The following is a 14,475-nucleotide window of genomic DNA, read 5'->3' as shown; positions in this document are numbered from 1 at the left end:
CGCGATTCTACCGGTCTGCCATGCCTGCCAACATGAACGATATTCATGCAAAACCGAGTCATGCTCTAAAAGCACACAGGTTTGCTATCATCCCGGCCCTTCGTCATGGTCTTACCGAGTAGTCCAAATGTCCGATCGCAGCGTTCGCCTTCAAGCTCTCAAGCACGCCCTCAAAGAGCGCATCCTGATTCTCGATGGCGGTATGGGCACGATGATCCAGAGCTACAAGCTCGAAGAGCAGGATTACCGTGGCAAACGCTTCGCTGACTGGCCGAGCGATGTCAAAGGCAACAACGACCTGTTGGTACTGACTCGTCCGGACGTGATTGGCGGCATCGAGAAAGCCTACCTCGACGCTGGCGCCGACATTCTGGAAACCAATACCTTCAACGCCACCCAGATCTCCCTGGCCGACTACGGCATGCAAGGTCTGGCGTATGAATTAAACGTAGAAGGCGCTCGCCTGGCACGCAAGGTCGCCGACGCCAAGACCCTGGAAACCCCGGACAAACCGCGCTTCGTCGCCGGCGTGCTCGGCCCTACTAGTCGCACCTGCTCGTTGTCCCCGGACGTGAACAACCCCGGCTACCGCAACGTGACCTTCGATGAGCTGGTGGAAAACTACACCGAATCCACCAAAGGCCTGATCGAGGGCGGCGCCGACCTGATCCTGATCGAAACCATCTTCGACACCCTCAACGCCAAGGCCGCGATCTTCGCCGTACAGGGCGTGTTCGAAGAGCTGGGCGTCGAACTGCCGATCATGATTTCCGGCACCATCACCGACGCTTCGGGCCGCACCCTGTCGGGCCAGACCACCGAAGCCTTCTGGAACTCCGTGGCCCACGCCAAGCCAATCTCCGTTGGCCTGAACTGCGCCCTCGGCGCCAGCGAATTGCGCCCGTACCTCGAAGAGCTGTCGAACAAGGCAGGCACCCACGTGTCGGCGCACCCGAACGCCGGCCTGCCGAACGAATTCGGCGAGTACGACGAACTGCCGTCGCAAACCGCCAAGGTCATCGAAGAGTTCGCTCAAAGCGGCTTCCTCAACATTGTCGGCGGCTGCTGCGGCACCACGCCGGGCCACATCGAAGCCATCGCCAAGGCCGTGGCCGGCTATGCGCCGCGCCAGATCCCGGACATTCCCAAGGCTTGCCGCCTTTCGGGTCTGGAACCCTTTACCATCGATCGCAGTTCGCTGTTCGTCAACGTCGGCGAGCGCACCAACATCACCGGTTCCGCCAAGTTCGCCCGGCTGATCCGCGAGGACAACTACACCGAAGCCCTGGAAGTCGCCCTGCAGCAGGTCGAGGCTGGTGCCCAGGTGATCGACATCAACATGGACGAAGGGATGCTCGATTCGAAGAAGGCCATGGTGACCTTCCTCAATCTGATTGCCGGCGAACCGGACATCTCCCGCGTACCGATCATGATCGACTCCTCGAAGTGGGAAGTGATCGAAGCCGGCCTCAAATGCATCCAGGGCAAGGGCATCGTCAACTCGATCAGCATGAAAGAAGGCGTGGAGCAGTTCATTCATCACGCCAAACTGTGCAAGCGCTACGGCGCCGCGGTCGTGGTGATGGCCTTCGACGAAGCCGGCCAGGCCGACACCGAAGCGCGCAAGAAGGAAATCTGCAAACGCTCCTACGACATCCTGGTCAATGAAGTGGACTTCCCGCCGGAAGACATCATCTTCGACCCGAACATCTTCGCCGTGGCCACCGGTATCGAAGAGCACAACAATTACGCCGTCGATTTCATCAACGCCTGCGCCTATATCCGTGACGAGCTGCCGTACGCGCTGACCTCCGGTGGCGTGTCCAACGTGTCGTTCTCGTTCCGTGGCAACAACCCGGTGCGTGAGGCGATCCACTCGGTGTTCCTGCTCTACGCAATCCGCGCTGGGCTGACCATGGGTATCGTCAACGCCGGGCAACTGGAGATCTACGACCAGATCCCGGTGGAACTGCGCGACGCCGTCGAAGACGTGATCCTCAACCGCACCCCGGAAGGCACCGACGCCCTCCTCGCCATCGCCGACAAGTACAAGGGCGACGGCAGCGTCAAGGAAGCCGAGACCGAAGAGTGGCGCAACTGGGACGTCAACAAGCGCCTGGAACATGCGCTGGTCAAAGGCATTACCACCCACATCGTCGAAGACACAGAAGAATCGCGCCTGTCCTTCAGCCGCCCGATCGAGGTGATCGAAGGCCCGCTGATGGCCGGCATGAACATCGTCGGCGACCTGTTCGGCGCCGGCAAAATGTTCCTGCCCCAGGTGGTGAAATCCGCTCGCGTGATGAAGCAGGCCGTGGCGCACCTGATCCCGTTCATCGAACTGGAAAAAGGTGACAAGCCTGAAGCCAAGGGCAAGATCCTCATGGCGACCGTGAAAGGCGACGTGCACGACATCGGCAAGAACATCGTCGGCGTCGTACTCGGTTGCAACGGCTATGACATCGTCGACCTCGGCGTGATGGTCCCGGCGGAGAAAATCCTCCAGGTGGCCAAGGAGCAGAAGTGCGACATCATCGGCCTGTCCGGCCTGATCACCCCGTCGCTGGATGAGATGGTCCATGTCGCCCGCGAAATGCAGCGCCAGGACTTCCACCTGCCGTTGATGATCGGTGGCGCCACCACCTCCAAGGCGCACACCGCGGTGAAGATCGAGCCGAAGTACAGCAACGATGCGGTGATCTACGTCACCGACGCCTCCCGCGCGGTCGGCGTGGCGACCCAGTTGCTGTCCAAGGAGCTCAAGGCCGGCTTCGTCGAGAAAACCCGCCAGGACTACATCGAGGTTCGCGAGCGCACCGCCAACCGCAGCGCCCGCACCGAACGCCTGAGCTATGGCGCGGCCATCGCCAAGAAACCACAGTTCGACTGGGCGAGCTACACGCCGGTCAAACCGACCTTCACCGGGACGCGGGTGCTGGACAACATCGATCTCAACGTTCTGGCCGAGTACATCGACTGGACGCCGTTCTTCATATCCTGGGATCTGGCCGGCAAGTTCCCGCGCATCCTCCAGGACGAAGTGGTCGGTGAAGCCGCCACCTCGCTGTACAAGGATGCCCGGGAAATGCTCACCAAACTGATCGACGAGAAGCTGATCAGCGCCCGCGCGGTGTTCGGTTTCTGGCCGGCCAACCAGGTGCATGACGACGACATCGAACTCTATGGCGATGACGGCAAGCCAATGGCCAAGCTGCATCACCTGCGCCAGCAGATCATCAAGACCGACGGCAAGCCGAACTTCTCCCTGGCCGACTTCGTTGCGCCCAAGGACAGTGAAGTGACCGACTACGTGGGTGGTTTCATCACCACCGCCGGCATCGGCGCCGAAGAAGTGGCCAAGGCCTACCAGGACGCTGGCGACGACTACAACTCGATCATGGTCAAGGCCCTGGCCGACCGCCTGGCCGAAGCGTGCGCCGAGTGGCTGCACCAGCAGGTGCGTAAAGACTATTGGGGCTACGCCAAGGATGAAGTGCTGGATAACGAAGCGCTGATCAAGGAGCAATACACCGGTATCCGTCCGGCACCGGGTTATCCGGCCTGCCCGGATCACACCGAAAAAGCCCAATTGTTCGCCCTGCTCGATCCGGAGGCCGAAGAAATGCGTGCAGGCCGCAGCGGCGTGTTCCTCACCGAACACTACGCCATGTTCCCGGCGGCAGCGGTCAGCGGCTGGTACTTCGCTCACCCGCAGGCGCAATACTTCGCCGTGGGCAAGGTTGACAAGGACCAGGTGCAGAGCTACACCTCGCGCAAAGGCCAGGAGTTGAGCGTGACCGAGCGCTGGCTGGCACCGAACCTGGGTTACGACAACTAAGCGGCTCTATTGGCCACGATATTGTGGCCAACACATACCTCTGTGGGAGCGAGCTTGCTCGCGATGGCGGACTGACAGTCGCATGGATATCGACTGTTACAGCCTCATCGCGAGCAAGCTCGCTCCCACAGGAAATGCGCCAGCCCTGAGTGAGTTGTCTTCGCCGTGGGCAAGGTCGACAAGGACCAGGTGCAGAGCTACACCTCGCGCAAAGGCCAGGAGTTGAGCGTGACCGAGCGCTGGCTGGCACCGAACCTGGGTTACGACAACTAAGCGGCTCTATTGGCCACGATATTGTGGCCAACACATACCTCTGTGGGAGCGAGCTTGCTCGCGATGGCGGACTGACAGTCGCATGGATATCGACTGTTACAGCCTCATCGCGAGCAAGCTCGCTCCCACAGGAAATGCGCCAGCCCTGAGTGAGTTGTCTTCGCCGTGGGCAAGGTCGACAAGGACCAGGTGCAGAGCTACACCTCGCGCAAAGGCCAGGAGCTGAGCGTGACCGAACGCTGGCTGGCGCCGAACCTGGGTTACGACAACTAAGCGGCTCTATTGGCCACGATATTGTGGCCAACACATACCTCTGTGGGAGCGAGCTTGCTCGCGATGGCGGACTGACAGTCGCATGGATATCGACTGTTACGGCCTCATCGCGAGCAAGCCCGCTCCCACAGGAAATGCGCCAGCCCTGAGTGAGTTGTCTTCGCCGTGGGCAAGGTCGACAAGGACCAGGTGCAGAGCTACACCTCGCGCAAAGGCCAGGAGTTGAGCGTGACCGAACGCTGGCTGGCGCCGAACCTGGGTTACGACAACTAAGCGGCTCTATTGGCCACGATTTGTGGCCAACACATACCTCTGTGGGAGCGAGCTTGCTCGCGATGGCGGACTGACAGTCGCATGGATATCGACTGTTACGGCCTCATCGCGAGCAAGCTCGCTCCCACAGGAAATGCGTCAGCCCTGAGTGAGTTGTCTTTGCCGTGGGCAAGGTCGACAAGGACCAGGTGCAGAGCTACACCTCGCGCAAAGGCCAGGAGCTGAGCGTGACCGAACGCTGGCTGGCGCCGAACCTGGGTTACGACAACTAAGCGGCTCTATTGGCCACGATATTGTGGCCAACACATACCTCTGTGGGAGCGAGCTTGCTCGCGATGGCGGACTGACAGTCGCATGGATATCGACTGTTACGGCCTCATCGCGAGCAAGCTCGCTCCCACATTTGTTTTGTGCATGCTGTGATTTGTCTATGCTTGCCTCACACACATTCGTGGCGAGGGTTTTATGGACGATCCGGCCGACAACAAGCCGCCGAGCTTCTGGCAAATGCTGCACAGCGTCATGGCGGCGGCGTTCGGGGTGCAGAGCGGGAAGAACCGGGCCCGTGATTTCACGCACGGCAAGCCCAGTCATTTCGTGATTCTGGGGATCCTGTTCACGGTGGTGTTTGCCTTGACGCTGTTCGGCATCGTCAAGCTGGTGCTACTCCTGGCCGGGGTTTGACGCGGCTCAGTGCATCAGGGTTTGCAGGGTGAACGGGTAACGCCAGGACGCGGGACGGCCCTTGGCCGAGAGTTTGTGAAAATCCACACCGAAGTCCTGCGTTGCCCCCATCGCCAGCAGTCGCCTGGCCTGCGCCCGGTCGATCAGTTGCAGCAACGGAATCTGGCGGTCACGGCCGCCGTACTGGCTGATGTCCACGCCTTCATCGTAGTCATGCAATTGCACCAGCGCCCAGCCACCCAGAGTGAAGTGCCCGCCCAGTAACACACTCAGGCGACGGTCCAGCAGTGCCTGCAACGCCGCGGGTGAATTGTTGATTGCGCCGAACAGCACGCCTTGGCCCGGCACGCCGCCGGCCTCGACATACGCCTGCATCACACCTAGCGCCATCTCGTCGTTCGCGGCCCAGACCAGCGACGTCTGCGGGTAGCGTTTGAACAACAGCCTGGCCTGCTCGCAGGCGCGTTGCCGGGTCCAGCCGCCGTACACCAGCTGGCGCAAACGCACTTCGGGGTGCTCGGCCAAGGCGCGCCGCAGGCCTTTTTCGCGATACTGCGCGGACGGGGTGATCTTCAAACCGGAAAAGGCCAGCAGCTCAATCGTCTGGCCGGGGGCCACCGGACCGTGCTGCCGGATCAATTCCTTGAGCATCAGGTAGCCGCCCTCTTCGTCATTGGGCACCAGGCTGCCGAGCAAATCGGGATACTTGTCAGGCCGCGCGCCAATCAGCTTCATCTGATCCGCCGTCAGGGCGTTGTTGACCATGAACAGCTTCACCCCGCTGCCTTTGGCCAGCCGCAGGATCTCGGGGGCGATGTATTGCTCGTTGACGAAGATCAGGTAGTCGGGACGATGGTAGCCCTGAAGGGCTTCACGAGCCTGGCCAATGGTGTTTTCGGAGACGCGGTCGGAATACTGGATACGCAAGTCCATCCCCAGGTCCGTCGCCGCAGCCTGCATGAACTGGGAGTAACTCGACCAGAAAGCTTCCGTTGGGGTTCCCGGATTCAGGAACAGCACTGACGCCGCTTGGGCACAAGGTCCCACGACCATGCCCAGCGTCAGCAATACGCCATACAGAAACTTCAACATTGGTCGTCCGAGCCCCCGGAAATCCGCCGCGCATTATAGCCAGCGAACATCCGTAAAACGGCGATTTTTCCGGTTTTTGTCGGACAATCGTCGGAACCGGGCCCGGACGGGTCGTTTATTGGTGGCTGACCCAGAAAACCGCCGTCCCCACGACCAGCATGATCAGGAACAAGATTGCCCAGGCATCTACAGTGCTATCGCTTTTCCGTGCTTTGGTTGGGTTGCTCATTGCATCGCCTCTTGTCGGTTTTATCGGTGATTGCATAAAGACTCGAGCAGAGTAAAGACGACGATTGCCCGCATCACAAACAGGGTCTTTGTCACAACGATTCTCATTAGGCGATTTGGTTCTTTACATATGCTCAAACATCACTTTTACGCATAACTGCAAACTGGTATCTTGCCCCGGCTCCGTAGGGAGTGCGCGGCCGTGCGCGCAGAATTGCCGAGGTTTTATCGGACGCCAGCCAGCCAAAAAAACGCCGCTGTTTCCGACCGGCCCAAGCCTGAGAACAGGACTTATATGTACGTATACGACGAATACGATCAGCGGATCATCGAGGACCGCGTCAAGCAGTTCCGTGATCAGACCCGACGCTATCTGGCAGGCGAGCTGAGCGAAGAAGAATTCCGCCCTCTGCGCCTGCAAAATGGCCTTTATATCCAGCGTTTCGCGCCTATGTTGCGAGTCGCGGTGCCTTACGGCCAACTGACTTCGCGGCAAATGCGAATGATGGCCAAAATCGCCCGTGACTACGACAAGGGCTACGCCCACATCAGTACCCGGCAGAACGTGCAGTTCAACTGGCCGGCCGTGGAAGACATTCCGGACATTCTCGCTGAACTGGCCACCGTGCAGATGCACGCGATCCAGACCAGCGGCAACTGCCTGCGCAACGTCACCACCGACCAGTTCGCCGGTGTCGCCGCCGATGAACTGATCGACCCGCGCCCATGGTGCGAGATCGTGCGCCAGTGGACGACTTTCCACCCGGAGTTCGCCTACCTTCCGCGCAAGTTCAAGATCGCCGTCAACGGTTCGACTTCCGACCGCGCCGCCATCGAAGTCCATGACATCGGCCTTGAGCCGGTGCACAACGCCGCTGGCGAACTGGGCTTCCGTGTGCTGGTCGGTGGTGGTCTGGGCCGTACGCCGGTGGTGGGGGCATTCATCAATGAGTTCCTGCCGTGGCAAGACCTGTTGAGCTACCTCGACGCCATCCTGCGGGTCTACAACCGCTATGGCCGTCGCGACAACAAGTACAAGGCGCGAATCAAGATCCTGGTGAAAGCGCTGACGCCTGAAGTCTTCGCCCAGAAAGTCGACGCGGAAATGGAGCACCTGCGCGGTGGCCAGACCACGTTGACCGAAGCCGAAGTGCAGCGCGTCGCCAAACATTTCGTCGACCCGGACTACAAGGCGCTGGACAACCAGTGCGCCGCCCTGGCCGAGCTCGACCTGCAGCACCCGGGCTTCGCCCGCTGGCGCGCACGCAACACCCTGGCCCACAAGAAACCGGGCTACGTGGCCGTGACCTTGTCCCTCAAGCCTACCGGCGTTGCACCGGGCGACATCACCGACAAACAGCTCGACGCCGTGGCCGACCTGGCCGAGCGTTACAGCTTCGGTCAACTGCGTACCTCCCACGAGCAGAACATCATTCTGGCCGACGTCGAGCAGGACAAGCTGTTCGTCCTGTGGGGCGAGCTGCGCGAGCAAGGCTTCGCCACGCCGAACATCGGCTTGCTGACCGACATCATCTGCTGCCCGGGTGGCGACTTCTGCTCCCTGGCCAACGCCAAGTCGATCCCGATCGCCGAATCGATCCAGCGCCGTTTCGACGACCTGGACTACCTGTTCGACATCGGCGAGCTGGACCTGAACATCTCCGGTTGCATGAACGCTTGCGGCCACCACCACGTGGGCCACATCGGCATCCTCGGGGTGGACAAGAAAGGTGAAGAGTTCTATCAGGTTTCCCTCGGCGGCAGCGCCAGCCGTGACGCCAGCCTGGGCAAGATCCTCGGCCCGTCCTTTGCCCAGGAAGCCATGCCTGACGTGATCGAAAAGCTGATCGACGTGTACATCGAACAACGTACCGAAGACGAACGCTTCATCGACACCTATCAGCGTATTGGTATCGACCTCTTCAAGGAGCGTGTCTATGCAGCGAATCATTAAGAACAACGAGGTCGTCGACGAGACCTGGCACCTGCTGCCCAAGGACTTCAGCATCGACGAGATCACCAACTGCGACGACTACATCGTGCCGTTGCAGTTGTGGCGCGAACACAGCCGTATGCTCATGGCCCGCGACGGCGGCCTGGGCATCTGGCTTGACGCCGATGAAGAAGCCGAGGAAATCGGTGAAGACGTCGCGCAGTTCCAGGTCATTGCCCTGAACTTCCCGGCATTCACCGATGGCCGCAACTACTCCAACGCCCGCCTGCTGCGTGACCGTTACGGTTTCAAGGGCGAATTGCGGGCCATTGGTGACGTGCTGCGTGACCAGCTGTTCTACATGCATCGCTGTGGTTTCGACGCGTTCGCCGTTCGCCCCGACAAGGATCCGCACGAAGCCCTTGAAGGCCTCAAGGACTTCTCGGTGACCTATCAGGCGGCGACCGACGAACCGCTGCCGCTGTTCCGTCGCCGCTGACCGTCACCCCTTGGACCCCGGCCCCGGGGTTCAAGGGGGTTTACCCTTCGCGCTAGAACACCGGATGTTCCACCAGCGGAATCGGCCGCCCCATGGCGACCCAGTCACGGTATAGCCGGACTCGTTCTTCCAGCACCACGAACATCCTGAACGGGTTTTCTGCATCGCCAACCCGCGTTTCGATACTCTGACGCAACCAGCCCCACAACTCCTCTGACGTATCCGCTTCGTGCAGCAAGTGCCACACACGCGCCTGCAGCGACAGATAGCCGACCTGGAAATCCGCCGTCAGGCGCAATCCATCCATGACCCGAAGCAACGCACTGCCCGATGGCTTGACGGCCAGTCGTTGCCAGATCTGTTGCCGCGCTTCGCGCACACTTTCGTCGCCCTCCTCCAGCCAGGGTGTCGCACTGCCGTAATCGGCACCCGGTTCACTCAGCCACAAGTTGATGCCGGTACGCTCGCGATGATCGACCAGGCGCAGCAAGGTATCTTCATCCGTCAGCGGATTACCCCACAGTTTCACCCGGTCCCGGGAGACCGCCTGATTCAGTATCGATTGGGGAACCCGGCTGATCCGGTTGCCTCGCAAGTCGAGCGAGGTGAAGTACGGCTGATCGGCGATGCCCACCGGGCAACGGCTGATCCCGGTGTTTCTCAGGTTCAATACACGCAACTCATTGAGCCCCAGGACAACGGGCGGAACGGTCAAAGGGTTGTCACTCAGGTCCAGCGCTTGCAGGCTCACCAGATCACCCAACTGTGCAGCCGTGTTCTCCTGAAACTGCAGCAAAGTGGCGCTCAGGTTCAGCGTAGTGAGACGGGTCATTTGCCGAATCGGTGGAGGCAACACACCTTCCAGTACGCCGTTTGCGTTGAGTCGACGCAGGTCGACACGCTCCAGGCTCAGGGAACGCAGGTTCGGAAAGCTTTCGAGAAAGGCGCTCAGGCTCTCGCGTTCGATCAGGTGCAGGCCCAGCATCGATAACTCGACGACCTCATTGAAGCGTACGTTCATCGTCGGCAACCGATGGTAGTCCTCGAAAGCCAGGTCCAGCCTGTACCCGGAGAACGCCTCACCCGACATCACTCTATTGATCCGGGGCGCGCATTTTTGCCAGATGCTCATCAGTTCATCGCCCAGCTCGGTTCGAGTTTCACGCTCGTAATCGATCACGGTTTGCAGCAGTTGGACATTGTGCGCCGCCACCTGCCCCAGGGTCATTCCCTCTGCTTCATCATCGCCAACGGACAGAAAATCGATGTCCATGTCATCGGCATCCAGCACGGACTGGTCGATCCACTGACGCAGATCGGCATGCAACTGCTGCATCTGCGCTATCAGGCGATCCACCAGCGCCTGAGCCCCGGCACCCGCTTCAATCAGCAACTCATCCGCCTGGGCATCGGTGAAATCCGGATACAGATCCTTGACCTGCAGACGCATGACTCCATGGGACAGCTCTGCGGCCTGTGGCGTGTTTGGGAAGCCGCCACCGCGCAATCCCCCAGCTTCGAAAGGCAACCGCGAATCCATTCGATTCAAGCCCAGTATCAACTCGGAACGGGCCAAGGCATGACCGCCAATGCGCAACCGCAACTCGCTGGCAGCATCCGGCGAGTGAAGCGACATCGCCGTACGTTCCTCCACGGACAAGAGGTCGAGCAGCGCGGTAAACAGGTCCGAACCCTCGCCGTCGCTAGCCGCCACCGCGGTATATCGATAGCGGTTACCGACCTTGATCAAACGCCGGCAATCCATGGAATCGAGCGGACCGCAGCGGTCCAGGACACGGCCACTGATTGCCCCGTCGAGTACCTCGATGCGCAGGCCTTGCGGCCAGTCGGGCAGGCGATGCAGGGAGTGCAGTGCCAGGACATCGGTTTCGGGATGCAGGACCGAACGCAAGTACAAGCCTTCATAGGCCCGGTTGAGTCGTACATGCTGTTGGTAGTCCCGCGATTTGTTGTCCAGTCGCTTGAGCAATTGCAGCGCCTCGTCAGCGTCGAAGGGCTGATGGATGTCGACTCCCGAACGGTCGAGGATTTGCTCCACGGCGCCTTTCGGCAATCCTGGGTATTCGCGCTGAAACAGGCGAACCCATTCCTGCTCCGAGTGCTGGAGCGCCTGATAGCGGGTGTTGAACAATCCGGCCCGTGCTTGCTCATCGGTGACGCCTTCGAGTTCCTGATCGAGCTTGAAGCGTGTGATGGTATCGGCCAGCAGCGGCGTTGGTGGGCGACCTGCCTGCATCAGGCGCAGCATATCGTCGTCGACCGTGCTGACCCGGGCGATCTGCCCCAGTACCTCATCACTGAAGGCAGCATGGGGTGCGCACACCTCACGCAACAGCGCTACGCGGGTCGACACCGGCACCGGAGTCGATCCGGCTACGGGCTTGACCGGCGTTCCGGGATGCGGCTCGCTTGCGGGTTCTCCAGACTCGTTCACGGTTCCGGCGATTTTTTCTTCGCCCTTGAGTGCCACCACGGCCCCGACCAGCGGGAGCGCATTGAGCAAGCCGAACACGGTGCGCGTCACGCCCTCGGAGCGCTGCTCCGGTGTCTTGCCGTTGATGGCCTGATCAAGGCCATAACCGGCGTCGATCAGGCCGGCCAGCACCAGGACGCCCTCGCCTCCCGGAATGAACAATGCCAATGGCCCCAGCCGGTTGATCCAGCGCACCAGCGGTTCCACCACCGCACTCAGGTTGTCGCGATTGACCTGGGCATCGTCACGGATGGTTTTGACGCTGGCCATCGAGGCCTGCTTCATGGTCAGCACCAGTTGCGCGAACGGATCGGTGCCGGAGGGCGGGCGCTCAAGATCGATGTAATCCTGCGGGTCCCAGAAACCGTCGTCGTTGAAGAGCCCGGCGCTCCTTTTCAGCCAGTGTTCGTTCGGGTAAACCGCCATGCCCTCCAACGCGGTCGACACGCCCGCATGGAAGGTGCCGTCTTCCCGATCGTTCTCGGCAAAATGCGCGAGCAGCGCCTGGCGTGTGGCCGGCACTTGGCCCTGAGCCACGATCCATTGGCGCAGGTGTTGCCAGTCGGTGAATTCATGCAAGGGTGAGGAGTTGCCCGGGATATTCAGCAGGACCCTGCCGCTGTGTCGGTGGCGATAACACCAGATATCGTCCGACGTGTAGCGATAGATCGTCAGCCGACCGGCCTCGATCGGCGCGCCGACACGAGTCGGCGCCTGTAGCTGATCGAGGGTCAACGCACTCCACGCCTGCCCCGCTGGCAAGCCGGCGGCCTGCATGGCCAGGGCCAGGCCTTCCTGACTCAAACTGCCCTCCTGCTGTTGCAGGCAGGCGCTCATGATAAAGGCGGCCTTGGCCGAGGTTCTCAAGTCGTAAGGCTGCGTCTGGACGATTCGCTTATCGGAGGGCCAGGTGCGATCAAGGTAAGCCTGATAGCGGGTTTGCAAATCCAGCTCCCACACCCACTGCTTGAACGCCGCCGGCCTGAGGGCAATTTGCGTTGTCGGCCCATACACCTGAGGCGTGGTCTGGCGATAAATGCCTTCGTAGGTATGGTGGTTGCCATTACCGTGGTCGGCGAACTCATCGACATGCTCCACGATGCGAATGGACGGGCCGACATCGGGCGGTGTGTACAAGCCAAACACGCTTTCGGCGAAGCGCCCGTCGCCGACGGTCTGGTAATTCTCCAGCAACGCCTGGACCAGGGTTTGGGTGCTTGCCACCTGACCTTGCTCGATGCCGTCCTGCGGCGGGTGCCCGCGGTAGTGGTAATCAAGAGTGACTAACAGCGCAGTGTGCGGGTCGATGTCTTGCCCCCATTTCTCCCTGATCAACTGCGCACCGAACTGCTCGGGAGATTGCGGTAAAGCCGCGCTCACCACAGATTGCAGTGTTTCGCGCAGCGGCGCAGGCTGGGGATTTAGCGGTGTCTGAAGGTCATTCATGTGCATTCCATGGCAACTATTTTTGGAACACCAACATACCCAGCCGCCGCGTTGCCGAAAGCAGGAACGGTCGCCTGCCGACTACAGAGATTTCGCCGTGCCGTGGAAGACATCGGGCAAGCGTTCGCAGGCAAAAACAGGTTCCCGGGAACCTGTAGGAGCCAGCCTGCCGGCGATGGACTCAAGTGCGCCGCGTTCATCCAGATCAAACGCGTTATCGTTAACGACCATCGCAGGCAAGCCAGCTCCCACAAGGGACCGCGCCCGCGCGGCCTCCAAACCAGTGAAAACACGCCAAAAAAAACCGGGGCAAATGCCCCGGCTGGATGTTTGGCAAATTTCCTGGCCCGTTACCAGAAACGTTGCTGGGTCAAACGGCTCCACCAACTCAACAGCACGCGATCGACCGAGCCGCTGGCGGCCATGCCGATGCGCTCCGGCAGGCTTTTGCGTTCGGCGTAATGCAAGTGATAGAGCTCGGACTTGCTGGCGCGCTCAGCGAGGTATTCATCGCTGGTCTTGAGTTCGTCGACCAGGTGCTTGTCCAGCGCCGCGACGCCGAGCCAGATTTCGCCGGTGGCCACTTCATCGATCGCCAGTTGCGGACGGTAGCGCGACACGAAGTTCTTGAACAGTTGATGGGTGATGTCCAGGTCTTGCTGGAACTTCTCCCGGCCCTTCTCGGTGTTTTCGCCAAACACGGTCAGGGTGCGTTTGTATTCACCGGCGGTCAGCACTTCGAAGTCGATGTCGTGCTTTTTCAGCAGGCGATTGACGTTGGGCAACTGCGCCACCACGCCAATCGAGCCGAGGATCGCGAACGGTGCGCTGATGATTTTCTGGCCGATGCACGCCATCATGTAGCCACCACTGGCCGCGACCTTGTCGATGCACACGGTCAGGGGCACGCCGGCTTCGCGGATACGCGCCAGTTGCGAGGAGGCCAGGCCGTAGCTGTGAACCATGCCGCCGCCGCTTTCCAGGCGCAGGACCACTTCGTCCTTGGGCGTGGCAAGGGTCAGCAAGGCCGTGATTTCGTGGCGCAGGCTTTCGGTGGCCGAAGCCTTGATATCGCCGTTGAAATCGAGCACGAACACCCGGGGTTTGACCTCGGGTTTTTTCTTCTGCTTCTTGTCGGTCTTGGCCTGGGTCTTGCGCAGGGCCTTGAGCTGGTCCTTGTCGAGCAAGGTTTGCTCCAGGCGTTCGCGCAGCCCTTTGTAGAAATCATTGAGCTTGCTGACCTGCAACTGGCCGGACGACTTGCGCCGCCCCTTGCTGCGCAGGGCCGCAAAACTGGCCAGGACCACCAGAATGGCGATCACCAAGGTCACGGTCTTGGCCAGAAAAATGGCGTACTCGGAAAAAAACTCCACGGGGACTCCTCAAACGATGCGCGGCTTGAACGCGCGCGGGATACCTCCAGCATACCCATGCGCCGACCT

Annotated in this window: 8 protein-coding genes and 4 pseudogenes; 8 read left to right on the top strand and 4 right to left on the bottom strand. The window is 60.6% G+C overall.

The features are described from left to right. The first annotated feature begins 127 nt into the window (after nucleotides 1-127). From metH to Q8X48_RS14160, 6 genes and pseudogenes are all read left to right on the top strand, one after another. Entirely contained in the window at nucleotides 128-3,838 is a 3,711-nt protein-coding gene (metH, locus tag Q8X48_RS14185; RefSeq protein WP_407802541.1) for a methionine synthase, read from the top strand. A gap of 159 nt (nucleotides 3,839-3,997) precedes the next feature. Beyond that, a pseudogene (locus Q8X48_RS14180) lies at nucleotides 3,998-4,111 on the top strand (hypothetical protein); the annotation flags it as partial. 159 nt (nucleotides 4,112-4,270) lie between these two features. Next, a pseudogene (locus Q8X48_RS14175) lies at nucleotides 4,271-4,384 on the top strand (hypothetical protein); the annotation flags it as partial. Nucleotides 4,385-4,543: 159 nt separating this feature from the next. Continuing rightward, a pseudogene (locus tag Q8X48_RS14170) lies at nucleotides 4,544-4,657 on the top strand (hypothetical protein); the annotation flags it as partial. 158 nt (nucleotides 4,658-4,815) lie between these two features. Next, nucleotides 4,816-4,929, top strand: a pseudogene (locus tag Q8X48_RS14165) (hypothetical protein); the annotation flags it as partial. A gap of 193 nt (nucleotides 4,930-5,122) precedes the next feature. Continuing rightward, nucleotides 5,123-5,341 (top strand): DUF2970 domain-containing protein, encoded by a 219-nt coding sequence (locus Q8X48_RS14160; RefSeq protein WP_007980782.1) that lies wholly within the window; start codon nucleotides 5,123-5,125, stop codon nucleotides 5,339-5,341. A gap of 6 nt (nucleotides 5,342-5,347) precedes the next feature. Here Q8X48_RS14160 and Q8X48_RS14155 read toward each other — a convergent pair whose 3' ends face one another. Continuing rightward, nucleotides 5,348-6,433: an ABC transporter substrate-binding protein gene (locus tag Q8X48_RS14155; protein ID WP_407801535.1), complete on the bottom strand. Its 1,086-nt coding sequence runs from the start codon at nucleotides 6,431-6,433 to the stop codon at nucleotides 5,348-5,350. 523 nt (nucleotides 6,434-6,956) lie between these two features. Here Q8X48_RS14155 and Q8X48_RS14150 point away from each other — a divergent pair. After that, entirely contained in the window at nucleotides 6,957-8,615 is a 1,659-nt protein-coding gene (locus Q8X48_RS14150) for a nitrite/sulfite reductase (protein ID WP_102674056.1), read from the top strand. Further along, on the top strand, nucleotides 8,599-9,093 hold the full coding sequence (locus Q8X48_RS14145) for a DUF934 domain-containing protein (RefSeq protein WP_407801536.1): 495 nt from the start codon (nucleotides 8,599-8,601) through the stop codon (nucleotides 9,091-9,093). Before Q8X48_RS14150 ends, Q8X48_RS14145 begins: the two co-directional genes overlap by 17 nt. 52 nt (nucleotides 9,094-9,145) lie before the next feature. Here the strand turns inward: Q8X48_RS14145 and Q8X48_RS14140 are convergent, their stop codons facing one another. From Q8X48_RS14140 to sohB, 3 genes are all read right to left on the bottom strand, one after another. Continuing rightward, nucleotides 9,146-13,033 carry a dermonecrotic toxin domain-containing protein gene (locus Q8X48_RS14140; RefSeq protein ID WP_407801537.1) on the bottom strand — a complete coding sequence of 1,296 codons (3,888 nt, stop codon included), beginning with the start codon at nucleotides 13,031-13,033 and terminating at the stop codon, nucleotides 9,146-9,148. Between the two features lie 81 nt (nucleotides 13,034-13,114). After that, on the bottom strand, nucleotides 13,115-13,264 hold the full coding sequence (locus Q8X48_RS14135) for a hypothetical protein (protein WP_407802765.1): 150 nt from the start codon (nucleotides 13,262-13,264) through the stop codon (nucleotides 13,115-13,117). 119 nt (nucleotides 13,265-13,383) lie between these two features. Continuing rightward, on the bottom strand, nucleotides 13,384-14,406 hold the full coding sequence (sohB, locus tag Q8X48_RS14130; protein ID WP_218500122.1) for a protease SohB: 1,023 nt from the start codon (nucleotides 14,404-14,406) through the stop codon (nucleotides 13,384-13,386). Between the last annotated feature and the right edge of the window lie 69 nt (nucleotides 14,407-14,475).

The sequence above is a fragment of the Pseudomonas sp. QLc11A genome (assembly GCF_052112305.1).
Lineage (GTDB): Bacteria > Pseudomonadota > Gammaproteobacteria > Pseudomonadales > Pseudomonadaceae > Aquipseudomonas > Aquipseudomonas laurylsulfatiphila.
Note: the sequence above shows the minus strand (reverse complement) of the source record. Positions and strands in the feature narration are given on the sequence as shown.